The organism is Betaproteobacteria bacterium (assembly GCA_009693245.1).
In the GTDB taxonomy this organism is placed as follows: domain Bacteria; phylum Pseudomonadota; class Gammaproteobacteria; order Burkholderiales; family SHXO01; genus SHXO01.
In genome coordinates, this window is record SHXO01000004.1 from 59,483 (window position 1) to 65,962 (window position 6,480).

The following is a 6,480-nucleotide window of genomic DNA, read 5'->3' on the forward strand; positions in this document are numbered from 1 at the left end:
TTTTACGCCTCACGCCTCACCCAAGTTGTTTCAGTGCATCCGCCACCGTACCCACGATTTGATCGATTTGGGCTTTCTCGACAATGAGGGGCGGCGAGAACGCCAGCGTATCGCCCGTGGTCCGGATGAGGACGCCCTTTTCCCAGCAGCGGGTGAATATGCTCATCGCCCGCGCCGTGGGCTTGCCTGCGATCGGTTCCAGTTCGACTCCCGCCACCATGCCGATATTGCGAACGTCGGTCACGTGGGGTAGGCCCTTCAGGGCATGCACCGCGTCTTCCAGATAAGGTGCGAGCGATGCGGCGCGCTCGAATAGCTTTTCCTCTTTCAACAGATCCATGGTGGCGATAGCCGCGGCCGAGGCCAGAGGATGCCCGGAGTAGGTGTAACCGTGATAGAACTCGATGCCGTCGGGGCCGTCCATGAATGCGTCGTAGATCTCCTTGCGCACGATCACGCCTCCCATGGGAACGGCGGCGTTGGTGACACCCTTGGCGAAGGTGATCATGTCTGGGACCACGCCAAAGGTCTGGGAACCGAAGGCACTACCAGTGCGGCCGAAACCTGTGATGACTTCATCGAAGATCAGCAAGATGCCGTGCTTGTCGCAGATCTGGCGCAGGCGTTGTAGATAACCCTTGGGCGGTATGAGCACACCGGTGGAGCCCGCCATGGGTTCCACGATCACCGCCGCGATGTTGGAGGCATCGTGCAGCGGAATCAACCGGTTCTCCAATTCGTCCGCCAGGTGGGCACCGTGTTCAGGCTGGCCGCGAGAGTAAGCATTCTCCCTGGGAAGATGAGTGTGCGGCAGGTGATCCACATTAGGCAGCAGGCTAGAGTTGAATACTTTGCGGTTGGCCGTCATGCCCCCCACGGAAATACCCCCAAATCCCACGCCGTGATAACCGCGTTCCCGGCCGATCAGCATGCGCCGGCTGGCCTCGCCCGTGGCACGGTGGTACGCCAGGGCGATTTTTAATGCCGTGTCCACGGCTTCCGAGCCGGAGTTGGTGAAAAAGACTTGGGTCATTCCCTTCGGGGCGATGGAAACGATGCGCTCCGCCGCGATGAATGGCATGGGGCTATGGAGCTGGAAACCCGTGGCGTAGTCCAGACTCTCCGCTTGTTTCTTGATGGCCTCCACGATGGGTGCTCTGCAATGCCCCGCGTTCACGGCCCACAAACCCGCGATGCCATCGAGTATCTGGCGTCCGTTGTGGTCGGTGTAATGCATGTCTTTCGCCGCCACCAGCAGGCGGGGAGCGGCCTTGAATTGGCGGTTGGCGGTGAAAGGTATCCATAGGGGCGTGAGGTTGAGTTGAGCGAGTAGATCTTGTTCTCGGGTTCCCATGGCGGTATCTCCTGATTGGGGGGCGAACGAGGGAGAGGGGAAAGGACAGGCCTGAGATTATAGACCCTGGCCGTTGCATGTCGTATCAATACCGGCTGCGGTGATTGAATCGCTTTCTCGAAGGGAATGTCCGATCCGTGAAGTAAGGCCGGCGGTTGCCCGGCCGGCGCCAATCCCGTAAGCTTCGCCGAATATGATGAGAGGATCATGGATTTAAATTACAACGCTGAAGAACTCGCTTTTCGCGAGCAAGTTTCCGCCTTCGTGCGGGCCAACCTACCTGGCGATATTTCTCGCAAGGTGCTGGAGCACAAGCGCCTGGGGAAAGAGGATTACGTCCGCTGGCAGAAAGTTCTGTACAAGCAGGGCTGGATCGCGCCCGCCTGGCCAAGAGAATTCGGGGGGTGCGCGTGGAATCCCGTCGAGAGGCACATTTTCGATGAGGTGTGCGCCGAGGCGGGCGCGCCGCCCGTGGTCGCCTTCGGAGTCCACATGGTGGCGCCTGTCATCATGGCCTTCGGCAATGCCGCGCAGAAGAATTACTACCTTCCCAGAATTGCGTCGAGCGAAGATTTCTGGTGCCAAGGGTATTCCGAACCTGGTTCAGGTTCTGATCTGGCGTCCTTGAAAACTCGTGCCGTGCGAAAAGGGGATCATTACATCGTCAGCGGCCAGAAGACTTGGACCACCATGGCCCACTGGGCCGACAAAATCTTCTGTCTGGTTCGTACATCGAGCGATGGCAAAAAACAGGAAGGCATCTCCTTCTTGCTCATCGACATGCATTCGCCCGGCGTAACCGTGCGGCCCATTATCATGTTCGACGGCGAACACGAAGTGAACGAGGTATTTTTCGACGACGTCGAGGTTCCAGTGGGAAATTTGATCGGCGAAGAAGGGCGCGGCTGGACATACGCCAAGTTCCTGCTCTCCCACGAGCGCACGGGTATCGCGGCGGTGGGGCGCTCGAAGCGCGAACTGCGTTTACTCAAGAATATCGCGGCCCAAGAATACGGGCACGACTCGATGGGCGATACGCGCTTCCGCGACAAGATCGCACGGCTGGAAATCGACATATGGGCGTTGGAAATCACCGTGCTGCGTGTGCTGGCTGCCGAAACGCAGGGCCGCCCGCCCGGTCCCGAAGCCTCCATCCTCAAGATCAAGGGCACGGAGATTCAGCAGGCCCTCACGGAATTGATGATGGATGCCGTGGGTTACATGGGCTTGCCGCACCTTCCCATGTCATGGGGAGATCACTGGCTTGGGGATTACGTAGGGCCGGAATACGCCGCGCCTCTCGCCACGCGGTACTTCAATTACCGCAAGGTTTCCATCTACGGGGGCACCAATGAAATCCAGCGCAACATCGTCAGCCAAATGATTCTCGGATTGTAAGTACATGGATTTCTCCTTTACCGAAGAACAAAGCCTGCTGCGCGATTCCGTAGAACGCTTCCTAGAGAAGAACTACAGCTTCGAACAGCGCCGCGCCATCGTGGACGGCCGCCAAGGTATGAGTGCGACCGCCTGGGAAGGATTGGCGTCCCTGGGCCTGCTAGGATCGACCATTTCCTCGGACTACGGCGGCTATGGGGGAAGCAGCATAGAAACCATGATCGTCATGGAAGCCTTCGGCCGCCATCTCGTACTCGAACCTTACTGGCCCACCGTGGTGGCATGCGCCGCGGCCATACAACTCGCCGGCGACGATGAGCAGAAGAGAGTTTTGCTGCCGCGCATCGCCGATGGCTCCATGAAATTCGCCCTGGCCCACGCGGAGTTGGGCGCGCGTTACAACCTCGCCCACGTGGAAACCACTGCTCATCAGGAAGCCGGGCAGTGGGTCATCAGTGGCAAGAAAACGGCGGTGATCCATGGCGCGGCCGCGGACCTACTCATCGTGGCCGCGCGCACGAGCGGCCGCCCGTCCGAGCGTCTGGGCATCTCGCTGTTTTTCGTGAATCCCGCCGAAGAAGGCGTTGAAGGCCGCGATTACCCGACTTACGACGGCATGCGGGCGGCGGAGGTAAGTTTCAACAACGTTCGCATCGGCGCCGAATCCTTGATTGGTGCACTTGATGACGGATACCATTTTCTGGAAACGGTGGTGGACCGAGCCATCGCGGCGTTATGCGCCGAAGCCGTGGGTTGCATGGATGCCCTCAACACGCAGACCTTGGAGTATTTGAAGACTCGCCAACAGTTTGGCGTGCCCATCGGCAAATTCCAGGCGCTGCAACATCGCATGGTGGATATCCGCATGGAATACGAAATGGCCAGGTCAATGGCTATCCTGGCAGCCGTGAAGGTGGACAGCGCCGGTCCCGTGGAGCGCCGGCGTGCAGTGTCCGCGGCCAAGGAGCGTATCGGCCGCGCCGCGAGATTCGTGGGCCAACAAGCCATTCAGTTGCATGGCGGCATGGGCATGACCAATGAGTTGCCAGCGGGGCATTACTTCAAGCGGTTGACCGCCATCGATACCCAATTCGGTCCCAGCGATCACCACCTGGATCGATTCCTGTCGGCGGAAGATGCGACTCCAGTGGAGGTTCCGGTACGACTCAAATCCCGGTGGAAGAAGATATAAACGCGCCCATGCGATTGCTGGCCTGTCTTTTGGCCGCGTTCTTGATGTCAAGCACATTGGGCTGCGGCAAAAAAGATCCGCCAGGAGTGCGTTTGGTGCAAGCGGTGCGCGATAACAAGATGAGCGAGGTGGACAAGCTGCTTGCGGAAGGTGTCGATCCCAATTCCAAGGATAGCGCCCTGAAGGACGCGCGCACCGCGCTCTATCACGCCGCGGTGTTCGGCTACACGGAAATCGCCAAGAAACTCTTGGAGAAAGGTGCCAAAGTGGATCTGGGCGCGCCAGAAACCAACCAAACGCCGTTGATGATCGCCGCCTTCAACGAAAACCGTGACATGGTGGTCTTGTTGCTGGGCGCTGGCGCCCAAGTCAACGCCCAAGACCCTGCCGGTGACACCCCCCTCACCCAGGCGGCGCGCAGAGGCAATGCGGAACTTATCGTCATTCTCGTCAATGCGGGCGCCGACATGGGCATGCGCACAAGTGAAGGGCTGACCGCGCTGTGCCTCGCGAAGCAAAGCAACTTCACCGCGGCGGTTGAGGTATTGGAGAAGGCAGGGTCACCCACGGAGTGCTAGGGAAGTACTGAACAAGTGGGCTCGCCCCCTCGTAACTCCCTGAAAGTATGATCACGCTGATCGTGCGAAATAGCTTGACCAGAGTTTCCCTAGGTGATTATTGGTGTAGGGCATCCGCAATGGTCCGATGGTTCAGGTGCGGAGCAAACATCTCGATGAATTCGTAGGCGTAGGCCCGCAGGTAACAGTGGCGGCGAATCCCCAAGCGAGTGATGCTGGGTTCGAAAAGATGCGAAGCGTCGAGCATGCGAAAGGCGCGGTCCTGGGACTTGTCGTAGGCCATGGCCGCCACGATTCCTATTCCCAGTCCGAGGCCAACGTAGGTCTTGATCACATCGGCATCTATGGCCGCGAGCGCGACGTTCGGCGTTAATCCCTTCTCCTCGAAGGCTTTGTTCATCAGCGAACGGCCGGCGAAATTCAAGTCGTAAGTGATGATAGGGTACATAGCGAGGGCTTCCAGCGTGACCTGTTTCTCCTTCAGCAGAGGATGCCCTGGCAGCACCAGGATGCAGCGGTTCCATTGGTAGCACTCGAAGCTTACGAGTTGCTCGTAGCGAGCGATGGCTTCCGTGGCAATGGCAAAGTCGGCCTGGCCGTTGATGGCCATCTGCGCGATCTCGTTGGGGTTCCCCTGGCGCAGCGATAACTTGACTTTGGGGTAACGCTTCATGAAGCGCTTGATCACCTGTGGCAAGACGTAGCGTGCCTGTGTGTGGGTGGTTGCGATCGTCAGCTCGCCGCTGGCGGCCTGGCCAAACTCATGCGCGACTTCCTTGAGATTGCGGGTATCGAGCAACACGCGCTGGGCAATGCGCAGAATTTCCTGGCCCGGTTCGGTCACCGCCACCAAGCGCTTGCCGCTGCGCTCGAATACTTTCACCCCGAGTTCTTCTTCCAACTGCAAGATCTGGCGGCTAATGCCTGGCTGCGAGGTGAAGAGAGTCTTCGCCGCCCTGGAAAGATTGAGGCCCTGTTGGGCGACTTCGCAGATGCAGCGCAGTTGTTGGAGATTCATGGCTTATGATCCAATGCTCTTGTATTACCTATGGAGTATAACCAAGTCGCATAAGAGCGTGCATAGCTCCCCGGCGCGATCCTTGGTGTACCCTTCCACTTGGCGAGGAGAGTTTTAGGGATGCGATTTTCAAGGACAGCGGTTGCGGCCAATTTAGTGCTGTTTGCCGCGCTAATGGGCGGGTTCGGGAGGGCCGAGGAACGCAAGGACGCGGCCGAAAGAGTCCAAGAGGGCAGCGTGTCCAACTGGATGGACTACTACAAGCGCGAGCGCGGTTTCAATGAGCCACGGAACGAAAAGCCGGCGGCGCCAGAACCCCGCGAAACACCGCCTACAAAAACTAGCGAACCGGGTCCGGCTCGCTAGGCAGGAAATCCAGATCCACCCGTGCCCCATCCGGGTCGTGGCAGAAGAGCTGCCAGGTCTGAGGGCCTTTCTGGCGGCGCAACTCGAATTCGACGCCGTGTTTCTTCAAGGTATCGACTACCGACTGAAGGTTGGACGCGGTAAATGCCATATGATCGATCACGCCTTGGGCCTCGGCCGGTAATGGCCTGCCCGCGATGATGTGTAGTACGGCCTGTTTCCCCGAATAGAGCCACGCTCCCGGGAAGCTAAGCGGAGGGCGGTACCCTTCCGACACTCCGAGAATTCCCATATAGAACGCCTTGCACTTCTCCAGATCGCTCGTGAGCACGGTGAAGTGATTCATGCCATCGATTGCCATGGGGTGAAACTCCTTATCATTCCGCCAGCGGGAATGTTAGCCGAATCTCGCTGCACCGGCAGCGCGGAGGATGTGCGGGGCGTTTCGCTTTAATATCTGGCGCGAATTAAACATCAGGCAGAGTTGAAATCTTCGCTGCGCAATTCACAACAAGCATTCCATGCATGTTCCGAGGACCGCTTTCGGGGTGAGGAATGGGCGATCTTGGGGTGG

At 58.7% G+C, this 6,480-nt stretch carries 6 protein-coding genes; 3 read left to right on the forward strand and 3 right to left on the reverse strand.

The genetic code is table 11. From position 1 onward, the window contains the following. Positions 1-16 precede the first annotated feature (16 nt). Positions 17-1,354, reverse strand: a complete 1,338-nt coding sequence (locus tag EXR36_01300; protein ID MSQ58310.1) for an aspartate aminotransferase family protein — start codon at positions 1,352-1,354, stop codon at positions 17-19. 207 nt (positions 1,355-1,561) lie between these two features. Between EXR36_01300 and EXR36_01305 the strand changes: the two genes are divergently transcribed. Genes EXR36_01305 through EXR36_01315 form a run of 3 tightly spaced genes read left to right on the forward strand, consistent with a single transcriptional unit; the run spans position 1,562 to position 4,522 of the window. Next, positions 1,562-2,752, forward strand: a complete 1,191-nt coding sequence (locus tag EXR36_01305; protein MSQ58311.1) for a pimeloyl-CoA dehydrogenase large subunit — start codon at positions 1,562-1,564, stop codon at positions 2,750-2,752. Positions 2,753-2,756: 4 nt separating this feature from the next. Beyond that, positions 2,757-3,944: a pimeloyl-CoA dehydrogenase small subunit gene (locus EXR36_01310; protein MSQ58312.1), complete on the forward strand. Its 1,188-nt coding sequence runs from the start codon at positions 2,757-2,759 to the stop codon at positions 3,942-3,944. Beyond that, positions 3,929-4,522: a hypothetical protein gene (locus EXR36_01315; GenBank protein ID MSQ58313.1), complete on the forward strand. Its 594-nt coding sequence runs from the start codon at positions 3,929-3,931 to the stop codon at positions 4,520-4,522. Before EXR36_01310 ends, EXR36_01315 begins: the two co-directional genes overlap by 16 nt. Positions 4,523-4,619: 97 nt before the next feature. Here EXR36_01315 and EXR36_01320 read toward each other — a convergent pair whose 3' ends face one another. Beyond that, positions 4,620-5,540: a CysB family HTH-type transcriptional regulator gene (locus tag EXR36_01320; GenBank protein ID MSQ58314.1), complete on the reverse strand. Its 921-nt coding sequence runs from the start codon at positions 5,538-5,540 to the stop codon at positions 4,620-4,622. A gap of 340 nt (positions 5,541-5,880) precedes the next feature. Beyond that, complete coding sequence (locus EXR36_01325; GenBank protein ID MSQ58315.1) at positions 5,881-6,267, reverse strand: glyoxalase; 387 nt, start codon at positions 6,265-6,267, stop codon at positions 5,881-5,883. Positions 6,268-6,480 lie beyond the last annotated feature (213 nt).